At 67.9% G+C, this 26,727-nt stretch carries 28 protein-coding genes and 1 pseudogene; 14 read left to right on the plus strand and 15 right to left on the minus strand.

Annotated features, from left to right (window positions below):
• The first annotated feature begins 3 nt into the window (after positions 1–3).
• From AWC19_RS01965 to AWC19_RS01975, 3 genes are all read left to right on the plus strand, one after another.
• A complete protein-coding gene (locus tag AWC19_RS01965) occupies positions 4–825 on the plus strand; it encodes an NAD(P)-dependent oxidoreductase (protein ID WP_085076413.1) in 822 nt (273 codons plus the stop codon).
• 110 nt (positions 826–935) lie between these two features.
• A complete protein-coding gene (locus tag AWC19_RS01970) occupies positions 936–2,138 on the plus strand; it encodes a cytochrome P450 (RefSeq protein WP_085076414.1) in 1,203 nt (400 codons plus the stop codon).
• Positions 2,135–2,326 carry a ferredoxin gene (locus tag AWC19_RS01975; RefSeq protein WP_085076415.1) on the plus strand — a complete coding sequence of 64 codons (192 nt, stop codon included), beginning with the start codon at positions 2,135–2,137 and terminating at the stop codon, positions 2,324–2,326. The genes AWC19_RS01970 and AWC19_RS01975 overlap by 4 nt, the downstream gene beginning before the upstream one ends.
• A gap of 3 nt (positions 2,327–2,329) precedes the next feature.
• Here AWC19_RS01975 and AWC19_RS01980 read toward each other — a convergent pair whose 3' ends face one another.
• The 8 genes from AWC19_RS01980 to AWC19_RS02015 all read right to left on the minus strand — a co-directional run bounded on the left by AWC19_RS01980 (position 2,330) and on the right by AWC19_RS02015 (position 9,221).
• Positions 2,330–2,644: a DUF1330 domain-containing protein gene (locus AWC19_RS01980; RefSeq protein ID WP_085076416.1), complete on the minus strand. Its 315-nt coding sequence runs from the start codon at positions 2,642–2,644 to the stop codon at positions 2,330–2,332.
• A gap of 10 nt (positions 2,645–2,654) precedes the next feature.
• Positions 2,655–2,858: a ferredoxin gene (locus AWC19_RS01985; RefSeq protein ID WP_085076417.1), complete on the minus strand. Its 204-nt coding sequence runs from the start codon at positions 2,856–2,858 to the stop codon at positions 2,655–2,657.
• Positions 2,855–4,129 (minus strand): cytochrome P450, encoded by a 1,275-nt coding sequence (locus tag AWC19_RS01990; protein WP_085076418.1) that lies wholly within the window; start codon positions 4,127–4,129, stop codon positions 2,855–2,857. Before AWC19_RS01990 ends, AWC19_RS01985 begins: the two co-directional genes overlap by 4 nt.
• 139 nt (positions 4,130–4,268) lie before the next feature.
• Positions 4,269–4,796 carry a hypothetical protein gene (locus tag AWC19_RS01995; RefSeq protein WP_085076419.1) on the minus strand — a complete coding sequence of 176 codons (528 nt, stop codon included), beginning with the start codon at positions 4,794–4,796 and terminating at the stop codon, positions 4,269–4,271.
• A complete protein-coding gene (locus tag AWC19_RS02000) occupies positions 4,793–5,407 on the minus strand; it encodes a TetR/AcrR family transcriptional regulator (RefSeq protein ID WP_085076420.1) in 615 nt (204 codons plus the stop codon). The genes AWC19_RS01995 and AWC19_RS02000 overlap by 4 nt, the downstream gene beginning before the upstream one ends.
• An 83-nt stretch (positions 5,408–5,490) precedes the next feature.
• Positions 5,491–6,648 (minus strand): thiolase family protein, encoded by a 1,158-nt coding sequence (locus AWC19_RS02005; protein ID WP_085076421.1) that lies wholly within the window; start codon positions 6,646–6,648, stop codon positions 5,491–5,493.
• Positions 6,649–6,684: 36 nt separating this feature from the next.
• A complete protein-coding gene (locus AWC19_RS02010) occupies positions 6,685–7,851 on the minus strand; it encodes an acyl-CoA dehydrogenase family protein (RefSeq protein ID WP_085076422.1) in 1,167 nt (388 codons plus the stop codon).
• A gap of 71 nt (positions 7,852–7,922) precedes the next feature.
• The gene (locus AWC19_RS02015) at positions 7,923–9,221 is read right to left on the minus strand and encodes an amidohydrolase family protein (protein ID WP_085076423.1); all 1,299 of its coding nucleotides are present in this window, start codon (positions 9,219–9,221) and stop codon (positions 7,923–7,925) included.
• A 352-nt stretch (positions 9,222–9,573) separates the two neighbouring features.
• On the opposite strand from AWC19_RS02015, the gene AWC19_RS02020 reads away from it, so the two are divergent.
• From AWC19_RS02020 to AWC19_RS02055, 8 genes are all read left to right on the plus strand, one after another.
• Entirely contained in the window at positions 9,574–10,104 is a 531-nt protein-coding gene (locus AWC19_RS02020) for a carboxymuconolactone decarboxylase family protein (RefSeq protein ID WP_085076424.1), read from the plus strand.
• 5 nt (positions 10,105–10,109) lie between these two features.
• Positions 10,110–11,393 carry an aromatic ring-hydroxylating oxygenase subunit alpha gene (locus AWC19_RS02025; protein ID WP_085076425.1) on the plus strand — a complete coding sequence of 428 codons (1,284 nt, stop codon included), beginning with the start codon at positions 10,110–10,112 and terminating at the stop codon, positions 11,391–11,393.
• Positions 11,371–11,700, plus strand: a complete 330-nt coding sequence (locus AWC19_RS02030) for a hypothetical protein (protein ID WP_085076426.1) — start codon at positions 11,371–11,373, stop codon at positions 11,698–11,700. Before AWC19_RS02025 ends, AWC19_RS02030 begins: the two co-directional genes overlap by 23 nt.
• A 3-nt stretch (positions 11,701–11,703) precedes the next feature.
• Complete coding sequence (locus AWC19_RS02035; protein ID WP_085076427.1) at positions 11,704–12,918, plus strand: metal-dependent hydrolase family protein; 1,215 nt, start codon at positions 11,704–11,706, stop codon at positions 12,916–12,918.
• Positions 12,902–13,321, plus strand: coding sequence for a nuclear transport factor 2 family protein (locus AWC19_RS02040; protein ID WP_085076428.1), 420 nt, complete (start codon positions 12,902–12,904; stop codon positions 13,319–13,321). The genes AWC19_RS02035 and AWC19_RS02040 overlap by 17 nt, the downstream gene beginning before the upstream one ends.
• Complete coding sequence (locus tag AWC19_RS02045) at positions 13,318–14,406, plus strand: acyl-CoA dehydrogenase family protein (protein WP_085076429.1); 1,089 nt, start codon at positions 13,318–13,320, stop codon at positions 14,404–14,406. The genes AWC19_RS02040 and AWC19_RS02045 overlap by 4 nt, the downstream gene beginning before the upstream one ends.
• A 3-nt stretch (positions 14,407–14,409) precedes the next feature.
• The gene (locus AWC19_RS02050) at positions 14,410–15,228 is read left to right on the plus strand and encodes an acyl-CoA dehydrogenase family protein (protein WP_211284821.1); all 819 of its coding nucleotides are present in this window, start codon (positions 14,410–14,412) and stop codon (positions 15,226–15,228) included.
• 86 nt (positions 15,229–15,314) lie between these two features.
• Positions 15,315–15,578: a DUF4190 domain-containing protein gene (locus tag AWC19_RS02055; RefSeq protein ID WP_085076430.1), complete on the plus strand. Its 264-nt coding sequence runs from the start codon at positions 15,315–15,317 to the stop codon at positions 15,576–15,578.
• Here the strand turns inward: AWC19_RS02055 and AWC19_RS31485 are convergent.
• Together AWC19_RS31485 and AWC19_RS31490 are read right to left on the minus strand one after the other, a co-directional pair.
• Positions 15,575–16,099: an acyl-CoA dehydrogenase family protein gene (locus AWC19_RS31485; RefSeq protein ID WP_483869928.1), complete on the minus strand. Its 525-nt coding sequence runs from the start codon at positions 16,097–16,099 to the stop codon at positions 15,575–15,577. The genes AWC19_RS02055 and AWC19_RS31485 overlap by 4 nt on opposite strands.
• A pseudogene (locus AWC19_RS31490) lies at positions 16,097–16,750 on the minus strand (acyl-CoA dehydrogenase family protein); the annotation flags it as partial. The pseudogene AWC19_RS31490 and the gene AWC19_RS31485, both read right to left, overlap by 3 nt.
• Before the next feature lie 219 nt (positions 16,751–16,969).
• Here AWC19_RS31490 and AWC19_RS02065 point away from each other — a divergent pair.
• From AWC19_RS02065 to AWC19_RS02080, 3 genes are all read left to right on the plus strand, one after another.
• A complete protein-coding gene (locus AWC19_RS02065) occupies positions 16,970–17,620 on the plus strand; it encodes a TetR/AcrR family transcriptional regulator (RefSeq protein WP_085076432.1) in 651 nt (216 codons plus the stop codon).
• Between the two features lie 453 nt (positions 17,621–18,073).
• Positions 18,074–18,913: a mycofactocin-coupled SDR family oxidoreductase gene (locus tag AWC19_RS02075; protein ID WP_085076434.1), complete on the plus strand. Its 840-nt coding sequence runs from the start codon at positions 18,074–18,076 to the stop codon at positions 18,911–18,913.
• A gap of 11 nt (positions 18,914–18,924) precedes the next feature.
• The gene (locus AWC19_RS02080; protein ID WP_085076435.1) at positions 18,925–19,761 is read left to right on the plus strand and encodes an SDR family NAD(P)-dependent oxidoreductase; all 837 of its coding nucleotides are present in this window, start codon (positions 18,925–18,927) and stop codon (positions 19,759–19,761) included.
• Between the two features lie 184 nt (positions 19,762–19,945).
• Here AWC19_RS02080 and AWC19_RS02085 read toward each other — a convergent pair whose 3' ends face one another.
• The 5 genes from AWC19_RS02085 to AWC19_RS02105 all read right to left on the minus strand — a co-directional run bounded on the left by AWC19_RS02085 (position 19,946) and on the right by AWC19_RS02105 (position 26,616).
• Positions 19,946–20,752 carry an SDR family NAD(P)-dependent oxidoreductase gene (locus AWC19_RS02085; protein ID WP_085076436.1) on the minus strand — a complete coding sequence of 269 codons (807 nt, stop codon included), beginning with the start codon at positions 20,750–20,752 and terminating at the stop codon, positions 19,946–19,948.
• A 6-nt stretch (positions 20,753–20,758) separates the two neighbouring features.
• On the minus strand, positions 20,759–23,206 hold the full coding sequence (locus AWC19_RS02090) for a CaiB/BaiF CoA transferase family protein (protein ID WP_085076494.1): 2,448 nt from the start codon (positions 23,204–23,206) through the stop codon (positions 20,759–20,761).
• A complete protein-coding gene (locus tag AWC19_RS02095) occupies positions 23,203–24,321 on the minus strand; it encodes a M24 family metallopeptidase (RefSeq protein WP_085076437.1) in 1,119 nt (372 codons plus the stop codon). The genes AWC19_RS02090 and AWC19_RS02095 overlap by 4 nt, the downstream gene beginning before the upstream one ends.
• Positions 24,311–25,480: a M24 family metallopeptidase gene (locus AWC19_RS02100; RefSeq protein ID WP_245848651.1), complete on the minus strand. Its 1,170-nt coding sequence runs from the start codon at positions 25,478–25,480 to the stop codon at positions 24,311–24,313. Before AWC19_RS02100 ends, AWC19_RS02095 begins: the two co-directional genes overlap by 11 nt.
• 71 nt (positions 25,481–25,551) lie before the next feature.
• On the minus strand, positions 25,552–26,616 hold the full coding sequence (locus AWC19_RS02105; protein ID WP_211284822.1) for an amidohydrolase family protein: 1,065 nt from the start codon (positions 26,614–26,616) through the stop codon (positions 25,552–25,554).
• Positions 26,617–26,727 lie beyond the last annotated feature (111 nt).

Here is a 26,727-nt window from a genome sequence, read left to right on the forward strand (position 1 = left end):
CCGATGAGGGTCGGGTTCGTCGGCGCCGGCCGGATGGGACGCCCGATGGTGGCCCGCCTCGTCGAGGCCGGGCACGACGTGCGGGCCCTGGGTCGCACCGCCGAGACCCGGCGGCAACTCGAAAAGCTGGGCGCCCGGGCGGTGGGCGACGTCGCCGGCGCCGGCGCCGGCGCCGATGTCGTCGTGGTCTGCGTGTTCACCGACCGGCAGGTCCGGCAGGTGTGCCTGGACGGTGCCCTGCTGCCCGCGATGCCGCCCGGTTCGTCGTTGGTGGTGCACACCACCGCGAGCCCGAAAACCATGGAAGCCATCGAGGCCGCCGCTGGACGTGGCGGGCACGTTGACGTCATCGACGCGCCGGTCAGCGGCGGGCCGCACGACGTGGCGGCCGGCAAGCTGACGCTGTTCGTCGGGGGCGCCGAGGACGGCGTGGCCCGGGCGCGCCCGGTGCTGGGCTGCTACGGCGACCCGGTCCTGCACGTCGGGCCGATCGGCTCCGGTCAGAGGGTCAAGCTGGTCAACAACGCGCTGTTCGCGGGCCACGTGGGCCTGCTTGCCGAGTCCATCCGGCTCGGCGAGCGGCTGGGCGTGCCGGAGCCGACCCTGCTGGCCGCGCTCCGCCATGGCAGCGCGGCCAGCCGGGTGCTCGACATCGTGGCCGCGCGGGGTTCGGTCGCGTCGTTCCTTCAACTCACCGGCGAATTCGTCGGCAAGGACGTCGCCGTCGTCCGCGGCATCGCCGAGGAATGCGGCAGCGGCCTGGGCGCGCTGGACGACGTCATCGACGCCATCGAGCCCGTCGCAGACAAGGCCGGGAAGGCATGAAATGGCACCGTTTTGGTCTTTTCGCCGCGTCACGAAACCGCTACCGTTAGCGTTACAGTCAGGCAATCAGCTGTAACGGTCAGCCCGCAACCCGCCAGCCAGGAGTACCAATGACCACATCGAAGCTGGTCTTCGATCCGTTCTCCGAGGAATTCTTCAACGGCGCTTGGGAAACGTACCGGCGAATGCAGGAAGAAGCACCGGTCTATTACAGCGAGAAGTACGACTTCTACGCGCTGACCCGGCACGCGGATGTCGCCGCGGGCCTGAAGGATTACGAAACGTATTCGTCGGCCTACGGCATCGACCTGTCGATGGTGCGATCCGGCCAACAGCCGCCGCAGGCGATCATCTTCATGGATCCGCCGGACCACCGGCACATGCGCAGCCTGCTCAACAAGGTCTTCACCCCTCGGGCCATTCAGTCGCAGAAGCAGATGGTCGCCGAGAAGATCGACAAGTATCTCGGCGCGGTCGACCCGGAGCGGTTCGACGCCGTGCAGGACTTCTCCGGCCCCTTCCCGGTCGAGGTGATCACGACGATGCTGGGGGTTCCGGAGGAGCACGCCCAGCAGATCCGCCATTGGATCGACGAGTCGCTGACCCGCGAACCCGGGCAGGTCGAAGTCGGCGAGGCGGGCATGCAGGCCAGCATCGATACCGCGATGCTCTACTTCGACCTGGTCAAGCAACACCGCGACCGGCCGCGTGACGACCTGTTCACCAAGCTCATCGAGGCGGAGCTGGAATGCGAGAACGGGGAGAAGCGCAAGCTCGACGACCTCGAGATCGCCGGTTTCGCAACGCTGTTGGGCGGCGCGGGGGCCGAGACCGTCACCAAGCTGGTGGGCAATGCGCCGGTGGTGTTCGCACGCTTTCCCGACCAATGGCAGAAGTTGCTGGAGGACCGCAGCAAGATCCCCGCCGCGGTCGAAGAGCTATTGCGCTACGAGGCGCCGTCGCAATACCAGGTCCGTCGCTCGATGAAAGACGTTCACCTGCATGGCGTCACGATTCCGGCCGGGAAGCCGATCTTCCTCATCAACGGGGCGGCCAACCGCGACCCCGAGGCGTGGACCGATCCGGACAAGTTCGACATCGACCGTGACCGGACCGAAGCGCAGAACATGGGATTCGGGTATGGGATTCACAGCTGCCTGGGGGCGGCGCTGGCGCGCATGGAGAGCGCGCTCGCGCTGGAGAAGCTGCTCGACTTCATGCCCCGCTACGAGGTGGACTGGGACGGCTGCGAGCGCGTCCACATGCAGAACGTCATGGGGTGGAAGCACGTACCGGTGAAGGTGCTGAAATGAGAATCGAAGTCGATTGGGACCTGTGCGAAAGCAACGGGGTCTGCATGGGCATCAATCCCGAGGTTTTTCACCTCGGTGACGACGACATGCTGACGGTGTTGCAACCCGAGGTCACCCCGGAGATCGAGGCGGACGTGCGGGAAGCGGTTCGTCAATGCCCCCGGCAGGCGATCTCCATCGTCGAGTAGCGATCAGCCCGCGGCCGAAGGCACTTGGAAGCCGGAGAGGATGACCGCGTTGCAGTCGGCGGCCGCCTGCCGCAGTTTCGCGGCCTTTTGGTAGGCGTCGGACTCGTACCACGCGCGGGCGGCGTCCACCGACTCGAATTCCAGCACGACGGTCTGGTCGCCGTGCCACGTGCCTTCGACGACCTTCGGGGCGGTGTCCACCGCGAGGATGTTGACACCGCCCATCGTGGCGCCGGCGGCCTGGGCGTAGGCCTTCATGCCCTCCGGATCCTTGATGGCCTCGGTGAGGATGACGTACCCTTTCGGCCCGTTTGCCACTCGAATCTCCTTAGTGTGGTTGGTCTTTGGCTTCGCTGATGGCTTGTTCGGGGCAGCATTCGATGGCCTCCTGGGTGGCTGCCTCGAATTCGGCTGGTACGTCGGAGCTTATCGCCACGGCGTATCCGTCGTCGGTCAGGGTGAACACCTCCGGGCACAGCGTGACGCAGACGCCGTGCCCGCGGCAGCGCTGGTCGTCGACCGAGACCCTCATGCCGGTGTGAACTCCAGATGCAGCTCGGTCAAGCCCCGCAGGATGTAGGTCGGAACATATTGGTAGCGGCGGTCATTCGCCGGACCGTGAACGCGTTCGTCGATTCTGATCTCCGCCGTTCGGTCGAGCATCCGCTCGATCGCGACGCGGGTCTCGGCTCGCGCCAGCGGCGCGCCGGGGCAGCTGTGGATGCCCCTCCCGAACGAGATGTGCTGGCGGGCGTTCTTGCGGGCCGGGTCGAATGTGGCCGGGTCGGTGAACCGGCGCGGGTCGCGGTTGGCGGCGGCCTGCACGACCATCACGGTGGTGCCCGCGGGCAGGTCGACCCCGCCGACTTTGACGGGCACCCGGTTGAGCCGGAAGTCGCCCTTGACCGGGCTTTCGATGCGCAGCGCCTCCTCGATGAAGTTCGGGATCAGGCTGCGGTCCTTGCGCAACTGCGCCTGGATGTCGGGGCGCTCGCCGAGGGTCTGCAGTGCGGCGCCGAGCAGCCGCACGGTGGTCTCCTGGCCCGCCGAGAAGACGTTGCTGGCGACGCGGGCCACGTCTTCGACGTCGGGGATGGAGCCGTCCGGGTAGGTGGCGGTCGCCAGGCCGGTCAGCACGTCGTCGCGGGGCTCGCGGCGGCGGTCCCGCACGTAGTCCGAGAACAGGCCGTAGAGGAATTCCAGCGGGCTGTGCGCCAGCGCTTCCTCGCCGGTACCACCGACGCCGCCACCGGAGTGCTGGCGGATGCCTTTGACGAACGTGTCGCGATCCTCCTCGGGCACACCCAGCAGGTCGGCGATGACCAGCAGCGTGAAGGGGCCGGCGAAGCCCTTGATGAACTCACCGTGCCCCGGAGCCAGGAACGGGTCGAGCGCCCGGTCGGCGAGCATCCACATCGCGTCCTCGTTCTCCTTGAGGCGCTTCGGGGTGATCAGCCGCATCAGGAGGGCGCGATGGTTGGTATGGGTCGGCGGGTCGAGGGTGGGCAGCTGGTCGCTGAACGGCAGCTCGTCGCGGTGCCGCTCGATCAGCTCACTAACGTCGTCACCCTCGAGCGGCACCGGGAAGCCGGGAAACGGGCCGGTCACCGAGATGCAGGACGAGAACGTCTCGGCGTCGTTCAGCACCGCACAGGCCTCGTCCCAGCCGGTCACCATGGTGACCCCGTGGTGGTTCTCCCGGGTGACCGGGCACTGCGCACGGAGCGCCTCGTAGTACGGGTACGGATTCTCGATGAGCCGACTGTCGCGAAAGAAGTCCATCTCGGTGACGTCGTTCACCATTGCTTGCTCCGTTCGAATCTCGCTTAGTGAGAATCATCCTCTCAGAGATGAGCATTACATTTCCACACGGTCCGGTCGGCGTCAACGAGACGCACCCGCGCCCACGGCGCGGCCGGCGCTACGACGCGGCGGCGCGGCTTCAGCCGGCCGGAACCAGATCCGCGGCGACCGAGGCGCACGCCAGCAGCCCGCTGCAGAAGGTTTCGAGGGAGCCGATCGAATCGTGCGGCACCGCCCGGACCTCCAAAGCGGCCGCTAACGCCTTGCCCTTGAAGATCGTCGCGGCAATGCTCAGCGGGTGCTGGACGAGGCCGACGCTGTCGTCGAGCTCGACCGGCCAGGTTTCTCCCCACAGCGTCACCTCGGTGACGCCGTGATCGAGGGCCTGCAGCACGCCCAGGCGCACCCGCGAGTCGCAGCCCACGAGGTCCGCCGCGGCCGCCAGGGCCTGCGGCCGGGGCCGGGATCCCACCGAGGCCAACGCGGCCTCGAGGTCGAGCACCCGGGCCCCGAGGATCTGCAGCGGCCGCCGGTCGGGTTGCTCGGCAAGGTCGGGCAGCAGCACGGTGACGTCCCATCCGGCCATCGCCCGGTCGAAGAGCCAGCCGCCGGCGAACCGCACCACGTCGACGACGTCGGCGGCGACGACGTCGAGCCGGTACCTCATGTCTTCTCGTTCGTCGTCGGCGGCGCGAAGTCCCGTGACAGCGCCTCCGCGTACTCCTTGAACGCGTCGGTCAGCGGTATCGAAGGGTCGAGCAACCATATCGTTTCCATTCCATGGACGAAGGCGAGAATTTCGATCGCCTTGACGGCGGGGTCGATGTCCGCGCGATACCGGCCGTCCGCCTGACCTCGGCGGATCAACTCGGCGACGATGTCGATCGCTTCCCGCTGGCGGGACAGCATCCTGTCGTGCAGCGGGGCATCGGGAAGGATGTTCTCCACCAGCAGCACGGTGAACGTGCCCACCAGCTCCGGCGCGCGGGTGAAGCGGTCGGCGACGCGGGCGATCTCGACGAGGAGGTCACCGGCCCGGTCGGCGTGCGAATCGTCGTCGGCGTCACGGGCGTCCAGGACCGCGTGCAGCAGCTGGTCCTTGGATTCGAAGTGATGCAGCAGGCCCGCCGGGGTGACTCCGGCCGCGCCGGCGATCTGGGCCAGCGTGGTGTTGCGCCAGCCGTTGCGGGTGAGCAGCCGCTGGGCGACGTCGAGGATCCGCTGCTTGCGGTCCTCGCCCTTGGCGAGAAGCGTGTCGTATCGCCTTGCGACGGGCAACCGGCCTCCCGATCGAACACCAACCTACTGAACACACAGTAGGTTGGTTTGGCCGGTGTGACAAGCGTCTCAGCGGGACGGCTTTACGAAACGAGCTCGACGAGGGTGGCGTTGGCCGTTCCGCCGCCCTCACACATGGTCTGCAGGCCGTAGCGGATGCCGTTGTCGCGCATGTGGTGGGCCATCCGGGTCATCAGCACGGCCCCCGAGGCGCCCAGCGGGTGGCCCAGGGCGATGGCGCCGCCCAGCGGATTGAGGCGCGTCGGGTCCGCTCCCGTTTCCGCGAGCCACGCCAGCGGGACCGGCGCGAACGCCTCGTTCACCTCGAAGACGCCGACCTCGGACAGCGCGACGCCGGCCTTGGCGAGCACCTTTTCGGTTGCCGGAATGGGGCCGGTGAGCATGAGCACCGGGTCCGCCCCGGTTACGGCGCCGGCCCGATAGCGCACCAGCGGCGTGAGGCCCAACTCGACCGCCATCGCCGAGGTGGTCACCAGCAGCGCGGCCGCCCCGTCGGAAATCTGCGAGGAATTGCCCGCGTGGATGACGCCGTCGTCGACGAAGGCGGGCTTGAGCCCGGCCAACTTATCGACGGTGGTGCCGCGCCGCACGCCCTCGTCGGCCGCGATGACGTCGGGGACCGCGGCATCGCCGGTGAAGACGGGCACGATCTGCTCGGTGAAGGCGCCGCCGTCTTGGGCCGCGGCGGCCAGTTCGTGGGATCGGACGGAGTATTCGTCGAGCTGGGTGCGGGAGAATCCCCACTTCTTGGCGATCATCTCCGCCGACAGGCCCTGGTTGAACGAGAAATCGTCATAGCGGGCAAGGACTTTGGGTCCATACGGCATCCCCGTTGCCCGGGCCGCTCCCAGCGGAACGCGGCTCATCACCTCCACCCCGCCGGCGACGACGACGTCCTGCTGACCCGACATCACGGCCTGCACTGCGAAGTCGAGCGCCTGCTGGCTGGAACCACATGCCCGATTCACGGTGGTTCCGGGAATGCTCTCCGGCCAGCCGGCGGCCAAAACCGCGTAGCGCCCGATGTTGCTCGACTGGTCGCCGACCTGGGACACACAACCCCAAATCACGTCGTCGATGATCTCCGGACCGATACCGGTGCGGTTCAGCAGTTCGTTGAGCACGACGGCGGACAGGTCGGCGGCGTGCATGCCCGACAACCCGCCATTGCGCTTCCCCACGGCCGTGCGTACCGCCTCGACGATGACTGTCTCACGCATGCGTCTACTCCGTTTGGTCGAACACCGGATCGGTCATCAATAGCTCCTCGGCAGTTTCAGGACGTGCGATCCCAAAAAGTTCAAAATCATCTCCTGGCTGACCGGCGCGATCTTCATCAACCGGGCCTCGCGGAAGTAGCGCGCCACGTGGTATTCCTCCGAGTAGCCCATGCCGCCGTGGGTTTGCAACGCGCGGTCGGCGGCGGTGAACCCGGCGTCGGCGCACAGGTATTTCGCCGTATTGGCCTCGCGCCCACACGGTTTGCCGTTGTCGTACAGCCAGGTGGCCTTGCGCAGCATCAGCTCGGCCGCGTCCAGCCGGGCCAGCGAGTCGGCCAACGGGAATTGCAGGCCCTGGTTCATGCCGATGGGCCGGCCGAACACCTCACGCTCGTTGCCGTAGCGCACCGCTTTTTGCAGCGCGACCCGCCCGATGCCCAGCGCCTCCGCGGCGATCAGCATCCGCTCGGGGTTCAGCCCGTCGAGGATGTACTGAAAGCCCTTGCCCTCCTCGCCGATTCGGTCCTCGACGGGAACCTCGAGGTTGTCGATGAACAATTCGTTGGAGCTGACGGCGTTTCGGCCCATCTTGCGGATCGGACGAATGTCGACCCTGCTGCGGTCGAGGTCGGTGAGGAACAGCGTCATCCCGTCGGTCTTCTTGGTGACCTCGTCGTAGCTTTGGGTGCGGGTCAGCAGCAGGATCTTGTCCGACTCCATGGCTTTGGAGATCCACACCTTGCGACCGTTGACGACGTAGCGATCGCCGTCGCGCTTGGCGAAGGTGGTGATGCGCGACGTGTCGAGCCCGGCGCCGGGTTCGGTCACCCCGAAGCACACGTGCACCTCGCCGGTCGCGACGGAGGGCAGCGTGCGCGCCTTGAGCTCATCAGAGCCGTGCACCACGACGGGTTGCATTCCGAAGATGGACAAGTGAATTGAGCTGGCGGCGTTCATGCCGCCGCCGGACTTGGCGACCTCCTCGAGCAACAGCGTCGCCTCGGTGATGCCGAGGCCGTGGCCGCCGTATTCGGGGGGAATCGTCATGCCCAGCCAACCGCCGTCGGCGATGGCCTTGTAGAACTCGGTGGGAAACTCGTGCGCCTGGTCTTTTTCCATCCAGTACTGGTCGTCGAACTTGCGCGCCAGCTCGGCGACCGACCGGCGAATCAGCTCCTGGTCATCGGTCAGCTCGAAATTCATTCCACCGCCGGGCACTGCTGGATCTCCTTATGGGTTCGAATGCACCGGCGCGCTTGCGATCCGCTAGCGCCTCAGTCCCTGTTGCCGGTGAGCTCTTTGGCGTTGGCCGCGAAGTCCTGGAACGACGAACCCGACCGGGTTTCCTTGTGGTGGCTGAGCGCGCGGATGGAGACGTCGTGTCCCTCGGCGGCCTTGCGCAGCGCGCCGACGGTCGCCTGCTCCCGCGTGATGTGGGTGAACGGGTCGAACGAGTACCAGCGCATCGCGTTCTCGTACGTGATCTTCGTGATCTCGTCGTCGGGCACGTTGTTCAGGCTGAGGACGTCCCACAGCTCTTCGGGCGCTCCCGGCCACATCGAGTCGCTGTGCGGGTAGTCGGCTTCCCAGGCGATGTTGTCGATGCCGATCATGTTACGCAGCTGCACGCCCACCTTGTCGCTGATGAAGCATGTCAAAAAATGCTCACGGAAGACCTCGCTGGGCAACTTGCCGCCAAAGTTCTGGTGCGTCCACGTCGAATGCATCTCGAACGTGCGGTCGGCCCGCTCGAGAAAGTAGGGGATCCACCCGGTACCGCCCTCGGAGAGCGCGATCTTGAGGTCCGGGTACTCCTTGATCGGCCTGGACCACAGCAGATCCGCGGCCGCCTGAACGATGTTCATCGGCTGCAGCGTGATCATCACGTCCATCGGCGCGTCGGGCGCCGTGATCGCGAGCCGGCCGGAGGATCCGATGTGCACGTTCATCACGGTGTTGGTGTCGCACAACGCTTCCCAGAGCGGGTTCCAGTATGGGTCGTGGAAACTGGGGTAGCCCATCGCGGCGGGGTTCTCGGTGAATGTGAGCGCGTGGACGCCCTTCTTCGAGACGCGCCGCACCTCGGCGGCGCAGGCCTCGGCGTCCCAGATCACCGGCAACGCCATCGGGATGAACCGCGCGGGGTACGCGCCGCACCACTCGTCGATGTGCCAGTCGTTGTAGGCCTGCACCAAAGCCACCGAGAACTCGGGGTCCTCGGTGGCGAACAGGCGCCCGGCGAAGCCGGGGAACGAGGGAAAGCAAATCGAGGCCAGGATGCCGCCGGCGTTCATGTCCTTGATGCGCTCGTCGACGTTGTAGCAACCCGGTCGGATCTCGTCGAGACCCTGCGGCTCCAGCCCGTACTCCTCTTTCGGCCGGCCGGCCACCGCGTTGAGCGCCACGTTGGGGATGACGGTGTCACGGAACTTCCACATGTCCGAGCCGTCGGGGTTGTGCACCAGCCGGGGCGCGTCGTCGAGGTACTTCTTCGGCAGGTGGTCCTTGAACATGTCCGGCGGCTCGACGGTGTGGTCATCGACGCTGATCAGGATCATGTCTTCTTTGTTCATGGCCGTTCCCTCTCGTCGGATCCATCGGTCGCTGGCGTCAAGATCACTTTTGAAAACTATCTTCTCCCGAAGCGAGAATCAACATTCAGCGTAACCGTCCCCGCTAGCCGGCCGCCCAGTCCGGCGCCGCGACCGGGGCGTTTAACGGACGCAAAAGGCGTGGTTTCGCCGCCGCCGGAACGTCAACCGGGACCGGGCCGGCGCGGCCCGGCCCGCCACCGGATGACGTCGGCGTGCGCACGCTCCGGCATTGACCGCCAGGGCGAATCATGCAACTCTATTGGTTGGAAATGAGAATCTGATTCTCTTTCACCGAGAGGTGAGCGAACGGACGCCGAGAGGAGCTTACGGGATGCGCCTGCAGCCGCTGCCGGCCGACGAGTGGGACGAGTCGGTCGACCAGGCCCTGTCCGGCATGCTGCCCCCGGAACGGCGCAATCCCGAGGCCGCCGGCACGCTCATGTCGACCCTCGCGCGCCACCCGAAGCTGGCGCGCGCGTTCTTGCGGTTCAGCGGGTACCTGCTGTACGGCTCGACCCTGCCGGCGCGCGTGCGCGAGCAGGCGATCCTGCGGGTCGCCCATCGGCGCAACTGCGCCTACGAGTGGTCACACCACGTGAAGATCGGGGCGCGGGCGGGACTGTCGGAGGCCGACGTCGCCGCCGCCCAAACCGGCGAGCCGGACGACGACTTCGACCGCGCCGTGTTCGCCGCCGTCGACGAGCTGGACGAAACGTCAGAGCTTTCCGACCGGACGTGGGCCGCCCTCGGCGAACGGCTTGACGAACGCCAGCGGATGGACCTGGTCTTCACCGTCGGCGGCTACATCGCACTCGCGATGGCCATCAACACTTTTGGCGTCGAGCTGGAAAACGAGAGGTAGGAACATTGGCTCACTTCGCGAAGCCGGCCGCGGGAAGCTGGACGCAAAACTACCCCGAACTGGGGACCGCGCCGGTCGACTACACCGATTCGATCGATCCTGCGTTCTTCGAGGCCGAGCGCGAGGCAATCTTCAAGAAGACCTGGCTCAACGTGGGCCGGGTCGAGCGCCTACCCCGCACCGGAAGCTACTTCACCAAGGAACTGCCGTCGGCGGGCCCCGGCACGTCGGTGATCATCGTCAAGACCAAGGACGGGTCGGTCAAGGCGTTCCACAACATCTGCCGCCACCGCGGAAACAAGCTGGTGTGGAACAACTTTCCGCATCAGGAGACCTCGGGCACGTGCCGGCAGTTCACCTGCAAGTACCACGCGTGGCGCTACAACCTCGACGGCGAGTTGACATTCATCCAGCAGGAAGGTGAGTTCTTCGACGTCGACAAAAGCCAGTACGGCCTGGCGCCGGTGCGCTGCGAGCTGTGGGAAGGCTTTATCTTCGTCAACTTTGACGACAACGCGGCGCCGCTCACCGACTACCTTGGGCCGCTGGCCAAGAGCATCGAGGGCTACCCGTTCGGCGCGATGACCGAGACCTACTCCTACCGGGCCGAGATCGGCAGCAACTGGAAGCTGTTCATCGACGCGTTCGTCGAGTTCTATCACGCGCCGATCCTGCACCAGGGGCAGTACACCAAGGAGGAGGCCGCCAAGATCCAGAAGTACGGCTACGAGGCGCTGCACTACGAACTGGCCGGCCCGCACAACCTGCAGTCGACCTGGGGCGGTCAGGCGCCGCCCGCGGACATGTCGATGGTCAAGCCGATGGACCAGGTGTTGCGCAGCGGGTTGTTCGGTCCGTGGGACAAGCCGGAGATCATCGAGAACCTCGAGCTGCCACCGGGTGTCAACGTGACGAGGGCCCCGCAGTGGGGCATCGACTCGTGGCTGTTCTACCCGAACTTCATGTTGTTGATCTGGGAGCCGGGCTGGTTCCTGACCTACCACTACTGGCCGACGGCCGTGGACAAGCACATCTTCGAGTGCACGCTGCATTTCGTCCCGCCGAGAAACGCGCGGGAGCGGTTGGCCCAGGAGTTGGCCGCGGTGACGTTCAAGGAATACGCGCTTCAGGACGCCAACACGCTCGAGGCGACCCAGACCATGATCGGCACCCGGGCGGTCAAGGAGTTCCTGCTGTGCGATCAGGAGGTCCTCATCCGTCACCTGCACAAGACGACCGCCGACTACGTGAAGGAGTACCAGAACAATGGCCACGTCGCTGCCCGCTGAATTTGCCGACCTGGAGCCATATCTGGAGTGGGACCTCGCCACCGAGCCCGAGCGCTACGCCAAGCGCCTGGCCTCGACGATGATCGAGATGCAGGAGTTCTACGACGCCGCGTTCCCCCGTCTGAACGACGTCATCGCCTACTGCGACAAGTTCCCGCTGGACGACCTGCCCGACGATGCGCGTACCCTCATGCACCTGATGCAGTCGCTGGTCATGGTGTCGTTTCCCGTTGAGGCCTGGAAGCAGCCCCGGGTGCCCGACAGCGGGGCGGCGTGGGTGGAACTGATCCGCGAGCCGGTGATCTAAACGGTGCTGACGCTCAAGGCCGCCGGGCTGCTCGACGTCGACGCCGGTGAGATCCGCCGGCCCGGCGTCCTGCACATCGACGGTGACCGGATCGTCGAAGTGGGCGGTGACATCCAGGGCGAGCTGATCGACCTCGGCGAGGCGATCCTGTTGCCGGGCCTGATGGACATGGAGGTCAATTTGCTCATGGGCGGGCGCGGGGAGAAACCCGGCCTGTCCCAGGTCCAGGACGACCCGCCGACGCGGGTGCTGCGCGCGGTCGGCAATGCCCGCCGCACGCTGCGCGCCGGGTTCACCACGGTGCGAAACCTGGGGCTGTTCGTCAAGACCGGTGGCTACCTGCTGGACGTCGCGCTCGGCAAGGCCATCGACGCGGGCTGGATCGAGGGCCCGCGGGTGGTGCCGGCCGGTCACGCCATCACACCCACCGGCGGCCATCTGGATCCGACGATGTTCGCCGCTTTCGCGCCGCACGTGCTGGACCTGACGGTCGAGGAGGGCATCGCCAACGGGATCGACGAGATCCGCCGGGCGGTGCGATACCAGATCAAGCACGGCGCCGAGCTGATCAAGGTCTGCTGCTCGGGTGGCGTGATGTCGCTGACGGGACCGCCTGGGGCGCAACACTATTCGGACGACGAGCTGCGGGCGATCGTCGACGAGGCACATCGGCGGGGGCTGCGCGTCGCCGCGCACACGCACGGGGCCGACGCGGTCAAGCACGCCGTCGCGGCCGGCATCGACTGCATCGAGCACGGCTTCCTCGTCGACGACGACGCGATCGCGATGATGGTCGAGCACGGCACGTTTCTGGTTTCCACCCGGCGCCTGGCCGAGGGCATGGACGTGTCGCACGCCCCGCCCGAACTCCAGGCCAAGGCCGCCGAGATGTTCCCCAAGTCGCGCGCCTCGATCCTGGCCGCGCACAAAGCCGGCGTGAAGATCGCGGTGGGCACCGACGCTCCCGCAATCCCGCACGGCCGCAACGCCGATGAACTGGTCACCCTGGTCGAATGGGGCCTGCCCCCGCTGGCGGTGCTGCGGGCGGCCACCGTGACCGCCGCCGAGCTGATCAACGCGGGCGACCGCGGTCGACTCGCGCCGGGCCAGCTCGCCGACATCATCGCGGTGCCGGGAAACCCCTTGCAAGACATCACCGTTACTCGCAACGTCAGCTTTGTCATGAAAGGCGGCAGGGTCTATGCCAACCAGAACTGATGACCTGGTCGAGATCCAGCAACTGCTGGCCCGTTACGCGGTCACCATCACCCAGGAAGACATCGACGGCCTGATCGCCGTGTTCACGCCCGACGGCACCTACAGCGCCTTCGGCGACACCTACCGCCTGGACCGGTTCCCGGAGCTGGTGGCCGCCGCACCAAAGGGCTTGTTCCTCACCGGAACGGCGGTGGTCGACCTCGACGGGGACTCGGCGAGCGGCACCCAGCCGCTGTGCTTCATCGACCACGCCACCCACGACATGCGCATCGGCTACTACCGCGACACCTACGCCCGCACCGCCGATGGCTGGCGGCTGAAAACCCGCGCCATGACCTTCATCCGGCGCAGCGGCGCGCACGACTCAGGGCGCCCGCACGCCGTGGGCCGCCCCGCGCCGTGAATGTCGAAAAGTTCCGAGCCGACCTGCGTTCCTGGCTCGACGACAACGACCTGACTCCCGGGCCGGAGCATTCCCTGCAGGCCCAGATGCGCCAGCTCGCCCGGGTGCACCGGGCCCTCTACGACGCCGGCTGGATGCGGTACGGCTGGCCGGTCGAGGTCGGCGGGTTGGGCGGTCCCGCGCTGCTGCGCGCGATCGTCGGCGAGGAGGTGGTGGGCCGTCGGCTCGCCGAGCCGGGCCCCTACTCGATGGCCGAAGTGCTCGCGCCCACGATGATCGAATACGCACCGGCCGAACTCGCGGCGGAAATGGTGCCGCGGCTGCTCAGCGGCGAAGAGCAATGGTGCCAAGGCTTTTCCGAACCGGGCTCCGGCAGCGACTTGGCCTCGCTGTCCACCCGCGCGACACCCGACGGGGACAACTGGATCGTCAACGGGCAGAAGGTCTGGACCAGCTTCGCGCAGTTTTCGACCCGATGCATCCTGCTCACCCGGACCGCCCCGGGCCACGACGGCATCACCGCGTTCTTCGTCGATCTGGACTCCCCGGGGATCACCATTCGGCCGCTGCGCACCATGCACGGGGTCGACGAGTTCTGCGAGGTCTACTACGACGACGTCGTGATCCCGTCGAGCCGGATGCTCGGCCGGCCCGGCGACGGCTGGCGGCTGGCGATGGACCTGCTGCCCTACGAACGCTCAACCTGCTTCTGGCAGCGGATCGCCTACCTGTATTCGCGGTTCGACTCGCTGATCGAGGAGGCGAAGGACCCCGACGAATACGAGCTGGGTTCGGCCTATCTGGCCCTGCACACGCTGCGCTGTCGATCCCGCCGCACCCAGCACCGGCTGCGCGACGGCGCCCGGCTGGGCCCCGACACCTCGGTGGACAAGGTGCTGCTCGCCACCGCCGAGCAACGCCTGTACGACACCGTCCGCGACCTGCTGCCAGGGACGGTCGAGCTGGACGACACCCCGTGGCGATCGGAGTACCTGTACTCGCGCGCGGCGACCATTTACGGCGGCACCGCCGAGATCCAGCGCAACATCATCGCCCGCCGGCTGCTCGACCTCGGGAAGGAGTGAATCGTGGACCCCTCGACGGACCCCGAATCGCTGCGCCTGCTGGCCGATTCGATGCGCACAACCATGGTCGCGGCCTCGGGCGCCAAGCTCGACGCGGCATTGATCGACCTGGGCTGGCTCGACATGCTCGACGAAATACCAGACGCCGCAATCCCTTTGGTGTTCGGCCTGCTGGGCGAGACCGGGGCGCACGCGCCGGCGCTCAACGACGTCATGCTGCGCGCCGCCGGCGCCGCGCCCGGCGGCACCCTGCCGCTGCCGTTCGCGGGTGGCGCGTGGGTGGTGTGGGAGCGCGGCGACACCCCGGGCTCCGCCCTCGACGAGCTGCCCTTGGCCCGCTGGGCGCAAGGCGGTTCGCTCTCGCCGGCCGCGCTGGCCGCCGGGCGGGTGGCAGTGTCCTGGTGGCTGGTCGGCACCGGGCGGGCCATGCTGTCGCTGGCGCGTCAGCACGCGGTCGACCGGGTCCAATTCGGCCGCCACGTCAGCTCGTTCCAGGCGATCCGGCACCGGCTGGCCGAGACGCTCGTCGCTATCGAGGGAGCCGAAGCGGCGCTGGACGCCGCCGGCGCGCAATCCGACGACCCCGACGGCCTGGCCGCCCTGCTGGCCAAGGCCGCGGCGGGACAGGCGGCGCTGACCGCCGCGCGGCACTGCCAGCAGGTGCTGGGCGGCATCGGCTTTACCGCCGAGCACCGCCTGCATCACCTCGTCAAGCGGTCGTTGGTCCTCGACGGCCTGCTCGGCAGCGCCCGGGAACTGACCCGCGAGGCCGGAGCGGTGTTGCGCGCCAAGGGATTCGCACCGCGGCTGGCCCAGCTCTGACGACGCCGCGGTGGCCGGGCGCCGCGCGCGGGGACTCCGCCGCGGGCCCCGCGTAGACTCGTCTGGTCTTCGAAGGATAGGACCCGATGAGCCACCCCGACGCACCCCGCAACGAGGTCGGCGTCGCCTCGCTGTTGGTGGGACTGGTCGCCCTCGGCACGTGTTGGCTATTGATCGGGGTCCCGTTCGGGATCGCGGCGGTGATCACCGGCGACGTCGGCCGCCGGAGAGTGCAGCGGGGCGAGGCGGACAATCCCCGAATCGCGCTGGCGGGCATGGCGTTAGGCGCGACGTCGATCGCCGCGGGCCTGGCGGCGATCGCCTACTACGCCTGGTTGGACGCCCGCTAGTTGCGCGGCAGGCCCAACACCCGCTCGGCGATGATGTTTCGCTGGATTTCGGACGTGCCGCCGGCGATCGTCGCGGCGAAGGTCCGCGCGTATCGGTCGAACCAGCTCCGGTAGTGGCTGTCCAGATCGAACGGCGCGACCGGGGCGCTGACCGCGCGGGCCACCAAACCGTCGGCGCCCGCGGCGTTCAGCGCGTCCTCGGAAGCGCGCTGCAGGGCCTCCGAACCTAGGAGCTTGAGCACCGATTGGGCGGGGACGTCCTCCTCGCCGCGAGCCGCGCGCGCCAGGGCGGCCGACCCCAGCAGCCGCAGCGCTTGGGCGTCCATCACCAAAGTGGCGTAGCGATCCCGCTCGAGCGTTCCCGACGGCTCGAAATCGGCGGTCAGCGCGTGCAACAGGTCGACGTACCCCGTCCACAACATGATGCGCTCGTGCCCGAGCGAACCGGTCGCCACCCGCCAGCCCCCGTTGAGCTGACCGACCAGATTCTCGGCGGGCACCCGGGCGTCGGTGAAGAACACCTCGTTGAAGTCGACGTCGTCGCTGCCGCACATCGACGCGAACGGGCGGCACACCACGCCGGGTGTGTCGGTCGGGATCAGTAATGCGCTGATGCCCTTGTGTTTTGGCTTCTCGGGGTCGGTGCGCACGAACGCCAACAACACGTCGGCGTCGTGGGCGCCCGAGGTCCACACCTTCTGCCCGTTGACGACGAAGTGGTCGCCGTCGAGCACCGCCCGCGTTTTCAGCGAAGCCAAGTCCGAGCCCGCGCCGGGCTCGCTCATCCCTAGTGACGCGGTGATCTCGGCGCGCAGGATCGGCACCGCCCACCGCCGTTTTTGCTCGGGGGTTCCGAACGCCAGCAGCGACGCCGCGACGATGCCCACCCCCTGCGGGTTGAAGCTTTGGCAGATCCGCCGGCGCCCCAACTCCTCCAGATACACGTATTGCTGCAGCAGCGTGGCGTTGCGCCCACCGAACTCGGGCGGGTTGCCGGGCAGCAGCCAGCCGTGGTCGAACAGCAGCCGCTGCCAGCGACGCGCCCATTCCGGGACGTGCGAGCTGGACCGCGGCCGCTCCCCCGCCGCCGCGTCGGGCGGCAAATGCTCGTCGAGAAACGCTACGAATTCGGCGCGGAACGCCTCGACGTCGCGGTCAAAGGTCAGCTGCACAGCACTCCCTGCCGGGTGGTTTGCGGATTCTCGGTTGCGGCGCGATTCGCTCTTGCGATTAAACTTCCAAACACATGTCTAAGAGAATAGTATTCTCGTCGTGAGAAAGTTACAATCTCAAAAACAGCTTCCGTGAGGGGGTCGAGCGCAGCGATGGCACGGCGTTCTCCGGTAGAGTCCAATCATGTTCTCCCCACACGGCAATCACCTGAGCCGCCCGTGACGAACCCGAGCGAAGAGCCGGCCTGGAAGCAGCGCGCCGTCGAGCGGTCCATCAAGACCGCGAAACTGCGGGCCGCCCAGCGCGTTCAGCGCTTCCTCGACGCCGCACAGGCGATCATCATCGAAAAGGGCAGCACCGACTTTACCGTCCAAGAGGTCGTGGACCGGTCCCGCCAGTCGCTGCGGAGCTTCTACCTGCAGTTCGACGGCAAGCACGAGCTGCTGCTGGCGCTGTTCGAAGACGCGTTGAGCCGGTCCGCCGACCAGATCCGCGCCGCCACCGAAAGCCACACCGATCCGCTGGAGCGGCTGAAGGTCGCCGTCGAACTGCTCTACGAGGCATCGCGCCCGGACCCGACGGCCAAGCGGCCGCTGTTCACCGACTTCGCGCCGCGGTTGCTGGTGACCCATCCGGCCGAAGTCAAGGTCGCCCACGCCCCGCTATTGGCGTTGCTGACCGAGCTCATGGAAGCCGCCTGCGACGCCGGCAAGCTGCGCGCCGGGATCAATCCGAAGCGGGTGGCCGCCATGACGATGCAGACGGTGATGTTCATCGCGCAATCCAGCGGCGGCTCCGACGACGCCACCGTCCACCCCATCACCGCCGACGAGGTATGGGATTTCTGCTCACGCGGATTCGTCCGCTGACCCTCGCCGCACCCCCACCCGGGAAGTAAGCAAACAACGCGCCCGCCGGGCTGGCGAGAACATGGTTCTCTAATTTTCAGAACTAGAGATAGCAGAAACGGATTCGCCGTTGACACCCGTCGGTCGCTGATGACAGAGTTCAAAAGCGGCACGAATCCGCGATCCGGGGGACGCGGTTCCGGCGAGAGGCGATTTGATACCCGTGACACTCAGCGCGGCCAGCGAGATCTACTTCGATCCGTACGACGTCGGGCTGCACGCTCCACTACAACGGGCAGCACGGTTTTTACGCCCTGAGCCGGTTCGGCGACATCCCACCCGGCGTGCTGTCCAACGCTTCCCCGAGTGGGACGTCGACCTTTGCCAAGCCCCGCTATCTCCGACGTCGACGGTGCGGGGATGGGAGATTATGCCAGCCGTAATCGGCTGAGCCAGTTGAGAAATGAGGTTATTATGACCGGACGCGTTGAAGGCAAGGTCGCTTTCATCACCGGGGCCGCGCGCGGTCAGGGCCGCAGCCACGCGGTGCGGTTGGCGCAGGAGGGCGCCGACATCATCGCCGTCGACGTCTGCAAGCCGATCGTGCGGAACACCACCATTCCGGCGTCGACGCCCGAGGACTTGGCGGAGACGGCCGACCTGGTCAAGGGCCACAACCGCAGGATCGTCACGGCCGAGGTCGACGTGCGCGACTACGACGCGCTGAAGGCCGCGGTCGACAGCGGTGTGGAACAACTCGGCCGGTTGGACATCATCGTGGCCAACGCCGGCATCGGCAACGGCGGCGACACCCTGGACAAGACCAGCGAATACGACTGGCAGGAAATGATTGACGTCAACCTGTCGAGCGTCTGGAAGTCGGTGAAAGCCGGTGTGCCGCACCTGATCGCGGGTGGTAACGGCGGGTCCATCGTCTTGACGAGCTCGGTGGGCGGGCTGAAGGCCTACCCGCACTGCGGCAGCTACGTCGCCGCCAAGCACGGTGTGGTGGGCATCATGCGTTCCTTCGCAGTCGAGTTGGGACAGCACATGATTCGCGTCAACTCCGTGCACCCCACGCATGTCAGCACGCCGATGCTGCACAACGAGGGAACGTTCAAGATGTTCCGCCCCGACCTAAAAAGCCCTGGGCCCGATGACATGGCGCCGATCTGCCAGATGTTCCACACGCTGCCGATTCCGTGGGTGGATCCCATCGACATCAGCAACGCGGTGCTGTTTTTGGCCTCGGACGAGGCCCGGTACATCACGGGCGTGACCCTGCCCGTCGACGCGGGTAGCTGCCTGAAATAGGGTTCCGTCCCATGGACGGATTCGAGGGGCGCGGGGCCGTGATCACCGGCGGAGCCAGCGGCATCGGCTTGGCCACCGCCGCCGAGTTCGCCCGTCGCGGAGCGCGGGTCGTGCTCGCCGACGTCGATCAGCCCGCGCTGGAGCAGGCCGTTGCCGGGCTGCGCCACGACGGGTTCAAAGCGCACGGCGTGACGTGCGATGTCCGGCACCTCGACGAGATGGTGCACCTCGCGGACGAGGCCTTCCGCCTCCTCGGCCAGGTCGACGTCGTCTTCAGCAACGCGGGCATCGTCATCGCCGGGCCGATCGCACAGATGACCCACGACGACTGGCGCTGGGTGATCGACATCGACCTGTGGGGATCGATCCACGCCGTCGAAGCGTTCCTGCCGCGGTTGCTCGAGCAGGGCAAGGGCGGGCACATCGCCTTCACCGCCTCCTTCGCCGGGCTGGTGCCCAACGCCGGTCTGGGGACCTACGGCGTCGCCAAATACGGCGTCGTGGGGCTGGCGGAGACGCTGGCCCGCGAGGTCAGGGACAACGGCATCGGCGTGTCGGTGCTGTGCCCGATGGTCGTGGAAACCAAGCTCGTGTCCAACTCGGAACGCATCCGCGGCGCCGATTACGGGCTCGCGGCGACGCCGGACGTGACGGGATCGATGGGTGGGCTGCCGGCCCAGGACGACACGCTGGGAGTGGACGACGTCGCCCGGCTGACCGCCGATGCGATTCTGGCCAACCGCCTCTACGTCTTGCCGCACGAGGCCGCCCGGCACTCGATCCGCCGCAGGTTCGAGCGCATCGACCGCACCTTCGACGAACAGGCGGCCGCCGGCTGGGCGCACTGAGCCGCCCGTTCGCCCCCAACTATTCGCTATGCGGTCTCGTTATCGAATACCGGGTGCGTCGCGCGAACGCCCCGGAAGGCTCGGTACCGATGAGTTCTGAAGCGACCGCCGGCGAAGTTCTGCACCCCATCGCGGCGCGAACCGCCAGGGAGGCGTTCGAGGTGTTCGGCCCCACCGTCGAGTGTCAGCTGGGTCCGAGCCGGTAGTCGCCCGTCTGCGGGTCGTGGTACCAGCCGCCGGCGGCGTGTGTGCCGCCGTCGACGTGCAGCGTCTGCCCGGTCAGGTAAGCCGACATATCGGACGCGAGAAATACTGCGGCACTGGCGATCTCGTCGACGTGGCCGGGCCGGCCCAGCGGCACGATGTGGCCCGTGGCGGTCGTCGCCGCCTCGCCGCCGAGCCGCGCCAGCCCTTCGGTGAGCGTGATGTCGGGCGCGATGGCGTTGACGCGAATGCCGTGCGGAGCCAGCTCGAGCGCCGCGGTCTTGGTGTAGTTGATGACACCGGCCTTGGCCGCCGCATAGGCGGCGTAGCCGGGTGCCGCGCGCACGCCTTCGATCGATGTCACGGAAATGACGCTGCCACCAAGGCCCGCCGTCACCAATTGCCGGGCGACCCGCTGGGTGCACAGCAGCACGTGGCGGAGGTTGGCTTTGTACAAAACGTCCCAACCGTTTTCGCTGGTCTCGAGCAGCGACGAGGGGAACACGCCGCCGGCGTTGTTGACCAGGATGGTCGCCGGCCCGAGTTCCGCGGTGGTGCGCTGCAGCGCCGCGTCCACCTGGCCGCTGTCGCGGACGTCGGTGACGATGCCCAGTGCGCCGATCGATTTCGCGGCCTCCGCGCAGGTTTCCGGGTCACGCTCCCAGACCGCGACCCGGGCGCCGAAGGCGGCCATGCCGGCCGCGATGCCGCGGCCGATGCCGGCGCCGGCTCCGGTCACCACCGCGACGCGATCGGTGAGCAAGATGTTCGAGGGGTCGATCGCCATCTGCGGTCAGGTCGACACGCGCGTCGCGAGCGTCTGACCGATGACCCCGTCGGCGTGCAACTGCGCGATCTCGGCGTCGGTCAGGCCCAACTCGGCCAACAGCTGGTGGTTGTGCTGCCCGAGCGTGGGCGCGGGGGTCCTGTGCAACGGCCCGGGAGCAGTGGAGAACCGCATCGGCACGGTGCTGAGCTTAGCCCGCCCGTTCACGGGGTGTTCGACTTCTTCGAAGAAGCCGCGAAACGCCAGCTGCTGCAGCTCGGTTTGACGGTGGGGCTGCATGACCTTGGCCACCGGGACGCCGGCGTCCCACAGCGTTGACACGACGTCGTCGCTGCCGCGGCGCTCGCACCACTCGGCCAGGCGCCGGTCGATCACGTCGTGGTGCGCGCGCCGGCCGGCCGCGGTCGCCAGCGCGGGATCGGTTGCCCACGAGGGGGATCCGAGGGCGCCGCGCAAGCGCTCCCACTGGTCGTCGGTCTCGACCGCGATGGCGACCCAACTGTCGAGCCGGCCGAATTCGTCGATGTCGGCGGTGCGGTACAGGTTTTGCGGTGCCGCGGTCGGTCCGCGGTTGCCGGCGCGCTGCAGCAGCGCGCCGTAAGCGGAGTACTCGATGACCTGCTCGGCGGAGATGGCCAGCGCCGCGTCCACCATCGCCGCCTCGACCAGCACGCCCTGCCCGGTGCGCCGGCGGTGCTCCAGCGCCAGCAGCAGGGCGTTCAGCGCGTGCACGCCCGCGTTGGGATCGCCGATCGAATACGGCTCGTAGGGCGGGATGTCGGGATAGCCGGTCAGCCAGCTCAGGCCCGACGCCGACTCGATGGCGTACGCGAACGCGGGGTTGTCCCGCCACGGCCCGTCGAGGCCGAACCCGGGCATCCGCAGCATCACCGCGTCGGGCCGAACCTCTTGCACCGCCGCGAAATCGAGGCCGATCTGGTCCAGCACCCGGGGCGTGAAGTTTTCCACCAGCACGTCGCAGGTCGCGATGAGCCGGCGCAGGATGTCCCGCCCGCGCGGGCTCTGCAGATCAAGCGCGAGGCCCTTCTTGTTGGTGTTCAGCGCCGCGAAGATCGGTGATTTCTCCCACCAGCGGTCCTCGGTGACCGGGATGCCGGCGATCATCCTGGTGCCGTCCGGGCGGCGGGCCGATTCGACGTGGATGACGTCCGCGCCGAGCATGGCCAGGAAGTGGGTGCAGCACGGGCCCGCCCAAAAGCTGGTCATGTCGAGGACGCGGAGGCCGTTGAACGGCAGGCGGTTTGCCGCCCTGGGGATCGTCGGCGTGGGGGTTGGCGCCGCGGCGGCGGACCGGTAGCGCGCGGTGTGCTCGCCCAGCCGCGGCGCGGGGCCGGGCCGCCGAAGCCGTGCGGGCCGCATCCGGTAGGGGTGGCCCGGCTGTCGAAAGCCATCGCGCGGGTTGCGAACGAACGAGCCCCGCTTTCGGAAGTGGTCCAGCGCTGTGATGTTGGCGCCGTTGGCGACCGGCGCGTTGGGGATCCGGAAGGCCGTCGCCAGTTCGCGGATCTCGTCGACCACGTTGACCTCGACCCAGGCGTAGATGTCGTCGGCGTGAACGTTGGCCTGCTCGGTGATGGTCAAAGGGGATTCTTCGTCGATCCATTCGGGGTGGCCGACCATCGCGCACAGGTCGAACCACTGCTGGGCGGTGCCGCACCCGAGGTCCACCAGGCCGTCCTTCGCCTGGGCCACGCCCGGCACCGTGAGCCGGCGGGCGTCTCGCCACGGCCGCCCGAGCATCTCGAAGTAGGTGACCGGGTAATAGGTCAGGCACTGAATCTGGGTTTCCAGCATGGACAGGTCGACGAGTTCACCGGATTGGCCGGCACCGCCGCCGGCGCGGCCCAACCACGACGTCATGGTGGCGGCGCTGGCGTAGGCGCCGGCCATGTATTCACCGACCCGGCCGCCGACGAACACCGGCGCGCGTTCCGGCAGCCCGCGCCCCAGCCCGACGATGCCGCCCGACCAGGCCTGCAGCGTGAATTCGGTTGCGGGGCGGTGTTTCCAGGGGCCGTCGAGCCCGAAGGGCGTGATGGCGGTGACGACCAGGTGGGGGTGTGCCGCGCGGATGGCCGCGGGCGTGAAGGCTGGGTGTTCGGCGACCGGTGAGCCGCCCGACCAGACCACCGCGTCGGCGCCGGCCAGCAGCCGGTGGACCATCGCCGCGTCTTCGCCGGATTCCGGGTCGGCCACGACGCTGTGTTTGGAGCCGGCCAGATAGCCGAACAGCGCGCCGTCGCTGCCGGGCGGGATGGCCGCGCCGGAGGCCGACCATCGCCGCAGCGGATCACCTTCTGGCGGTTCGACTTTGACGACGGTGGCCCCGCCGTCAGCGAGCAGCTTCGTGCAGTAGGCGCCCGCTATTCCGGTCGACAGGTCGACGACCGTGTAGCCGGTCAGCGGCGCTTCGGCCTGAGGTTCCGCACTCATCCCCGCCATGACGGGCTCGAGGTCAGCACCTCGGGACCGTCGGCGGTGATCAGCACCGCCTCCCGCCCGAACACGGCTCCGACTCCCGGCTCCCAGACGTAGCCGGTGACGGCCAGCACCATCCCGGGCTCGAGCCTTTCGGCGGCGGCGCTGCGCGGCAGGTGTTGGGAGACGACGGGCGGGTCGAAGCCCATGCCCAGTCCCCGCGCCACCGGCATCGGTGGTGCGGGCTCCCCCGCGTCTTGGTAGGCGGTCAGCAGCCCGTCGGCCGCGGCGCCCGGTTGGCACGCGGCTAACAGCTTGGCCCACAGGTTGTCCCAACGTCGGAAGGGGCCGGCCGCGCCGTTGGGCCCGCCCGCGGGCCAGGTCCGTCCCACCTCGCCGATGTAGCCGCCGGCCAGCACCCCGGCGGAAAACGCCACCAGGTCACCGTCGCGAACACGACGGTCGCCGTCGACGCGCCGCCATGGGTGATCGCGTGAGGTCACCCACGCGACATCCTGATTCGACGGCGTGCTTACCCCGCCGGCGGCCAGCGCCTCCACCAGCACGGCGGCCAGCAGGTGTTCGCTGACCCCGGGGCGCAGCTCGGAAACCGCTGCGGCCAGGCCGGATTCGGCCACCGCGATCGCCCGCCGCAGAGAATCGACCTCCTCTGCCGTCTTGATTCGCCGGGCGGCGCGCATCGCGAGCTCCCCGTCGACCAGCGTCGCGTTGGGAAACGCGACGGGCAGCAGCTTCGCGAAGGCCGGTGACAGCGCGTCCGTTCCGACGCGGCGCGCGGTGGCCGCGCCGTCGATGCGCTGCAACGCCGCGATGGTGTTCATCGGATTCCACGAAATGCCGTAAAGGTTTTCGTGGGGGATGTCGTCGGGTACGCCCTCGTCCCAGGTGCTGAGCAGATGAACGGCGCCGGTCTCGCGCATCAGGACGCAGGTGGGCCCGAACGGGCGGGTGCCGGCGACCCACAGCTGCGGCGCACCGGACACGTAGCGGACGTTGGCCTGGCGGCCCAGCACCAAGACGTCGAGGTCGTGCGCGGCCATCTGCTCCAGCGCCCGCTGCCGGCGCCCCAGCCGCAGCGCCGCAGCGTCGGGCAAGACTTCAGTTGCCATAGGGGTAATAGGGGTAGTCGGTCAATTTGATCCAGCCGTCGTCGGTGATCACCAGCACCTCTTCGCTGCGGTAGCCGCCGGTGCCGTCCTCCCAGACCACCGGCTCCAAGACCAGGACCATGCCCTGTTGCAGCACGAAGTTCTCGTCGAACTCGTCACCGAGATCCGTTCCGATCATGGGCATCTCGGCGGCGTTGACGCCGATGCCGTGGCCGAGGTAGAAGTGCGGCAGCCAGGGCCGGCGTCCGCCGTTGGCCTTGGTCGCGGCCCGTCCGAGGTCGGCGGCGGTGACGCCGGCGCGGGCCACGTCCAGGACGGCCGTCATGATCTCGAACCACTTGTCGAACTGCGCCCGCTGGCGCGGCGACGGCTCGCGCCCGACGATCCAGGTGCGCCCGAAGTCCGAGCAATAGCCGTGGTAGGTGATGCTGACGTCGGTCCACAGCACATCGCCCTCGGCCAGTTCACGTTCGGTCGACAGCAGGGGCAGCGCCAGGTCGCCGTGCGTGGTCCACACCCCCTCGGCCTTACTCGGCGGCATCACCTGCCAGATCGGCTCCAGCATGCTGGCGGTGGCACCGAGCTCGAACGCGCGCCGCAAAAAGCTTGCGGACAGGTCGATCTGGCGGACGCCGGGGGCGAGGGCCTTGTGCACGTCGACCATCGCCTCGTCGGTGATGCGGATGGCGGTGCGCATGCACGACAGCTCGTCCGGCGTCTTGACCGCCTTGGCGGCGCTCACGATGGCGGCGGCGTCGGCGGGAGCCCCGGCCGGGAACAGCGTCTTTGCCGCGCGCGACATCGCGCCGGTGCATTCGTCGACGCCGATCACGGCGCCGGCCGGGATCAAATCGTTTAGCACGCGCGCGAAATGCTGGACACCCTCGTCGAATTCGAGGTACACCGGGCCGTGCAGGTGGTCGGCGGGCAGGTCCGATTCGTGGGCGGCGCCTTCGCGGAACGGCAGGAACAGGTGTGGCCACTCGTCGTCGGCGAGCACCACGGCGACCGGTCGCTCGACGTAGGACAGCCCGGCGTCGCCCAGCGGCCAGCTGGTGCCGGTGGCGTAGACCACCGCGTTGTTGCCCAGCAGGATCAGCGCGTCGACACCGCGTTCGGCCATCGCCGAGCGCAGCCGGGCGCCGGTTTCGCGACGCATGCGCGGCAGGTCGGGCGTTTCGGGAATAACCAGCCCGTGACCGGTGCCGGCGCCCGCTTGCGCGAACGTCGTCACTGCAGGCCCAAGAACTTCGTCACGTTGCCGCTGACGATGCGCGCCGCGTTCTCCGGCCCGACGGCCTCGACCACGGCGGCCAGCGACTTCTCCGAATAGCCGTAGGTGCTTTCGTTGTGCGGGTAGTCGCTGGACCACATCACCTTGTCCACCCCGATTCTGTCGATCAGCTGCAGGCCCAGGGGGTCGACCATGAACGACGCGCTCATGTGGGTGTCCCAGTAGTGGCGCACGTCGTGCTGTAGCGGCCGGTTGAACATGTGCTGGTACGAGGCCACCAGGTGCTCGGCGTCTTGCAGCGCCCACGGGACCCATGCGATGCCGCCCTCGAACCAACCGATCCGCAGGCGCGGGTGCTCGTCGAGGATGCCGCCAAAGATGTACTTGGAGAACGTCTCCCGGAATCCGTCGATGTTGATCATCATCCCGACGACGACGCTGTTGAACTCGGTTGGGCTCTTGGGCGGGGTTTCTCCGATGTGGTGGGTGACCGGCAGGCCGGAGGCCTCGATCTCGTCCCAGACGGCGCTCATCGAGGTGCTGGCGTAGTCGATCGGGTTGCCGTCGTCGTCCTTGCCGGGGTTCAGCGGCATCAGGAACGTCTTGAGCCCCAACGATTTCAGCTCGTCCAGCGTTCGCCGGGTGCCCTGCGGGTCCCACCAGTTGATCAGCCCGGCGCCGTAGAAGTGGCCGCCGGAGCGCTCCTGCAGCTCGGCGATGTACTCGTTGTAGATGCGGAACGCCAGTTCGCGAAGCCTCTTGTCCGGGTAGTGGAACAGGGCCAGCACCGCGTTGGGGAACGCCAGTTCCTTGTCAACGCCATCGTCGTGCAGCTCCTGGATGCGGGCCTCGATGTTGGTGCTCGCGGCGCCGGGCAGGTCGTCGTATTGCATCAGCACCGCGCTGAAGTCGCCGGGCAGGAAGGACTGTCCTTTGCGCCCGACCTGGTAGGCGCCGTCCTCGTACCAGATCCGGGGCGCCTTTTCCTTCAGGTCTTCCGGGAAGCGCTCGTAGAAGATGTCGGCGGCCAGGGAGATGTGGTTGTCGGCGGAGAAGACCACCGTCCCCTCCGGCAGCCCCACGTCGGCCCCGCCGGCGTGCCCCCGGCGATCCTTCGGTGCGCCGAAGCCTCCCGGCGGGTAGAGCGAAACGGTGCTGGTTTGAGTCGTCAT

This window comes from Mycobacterium palustre (assembly GCF_002101785.1).
Taxonomy (GTDB): domain Bacteria; phylum Actinomycetota; class Actinomycetes; order Mycobacteriales; family Mycobacteriaceae; genus Mycobacterium; species Mycobacterium palustre.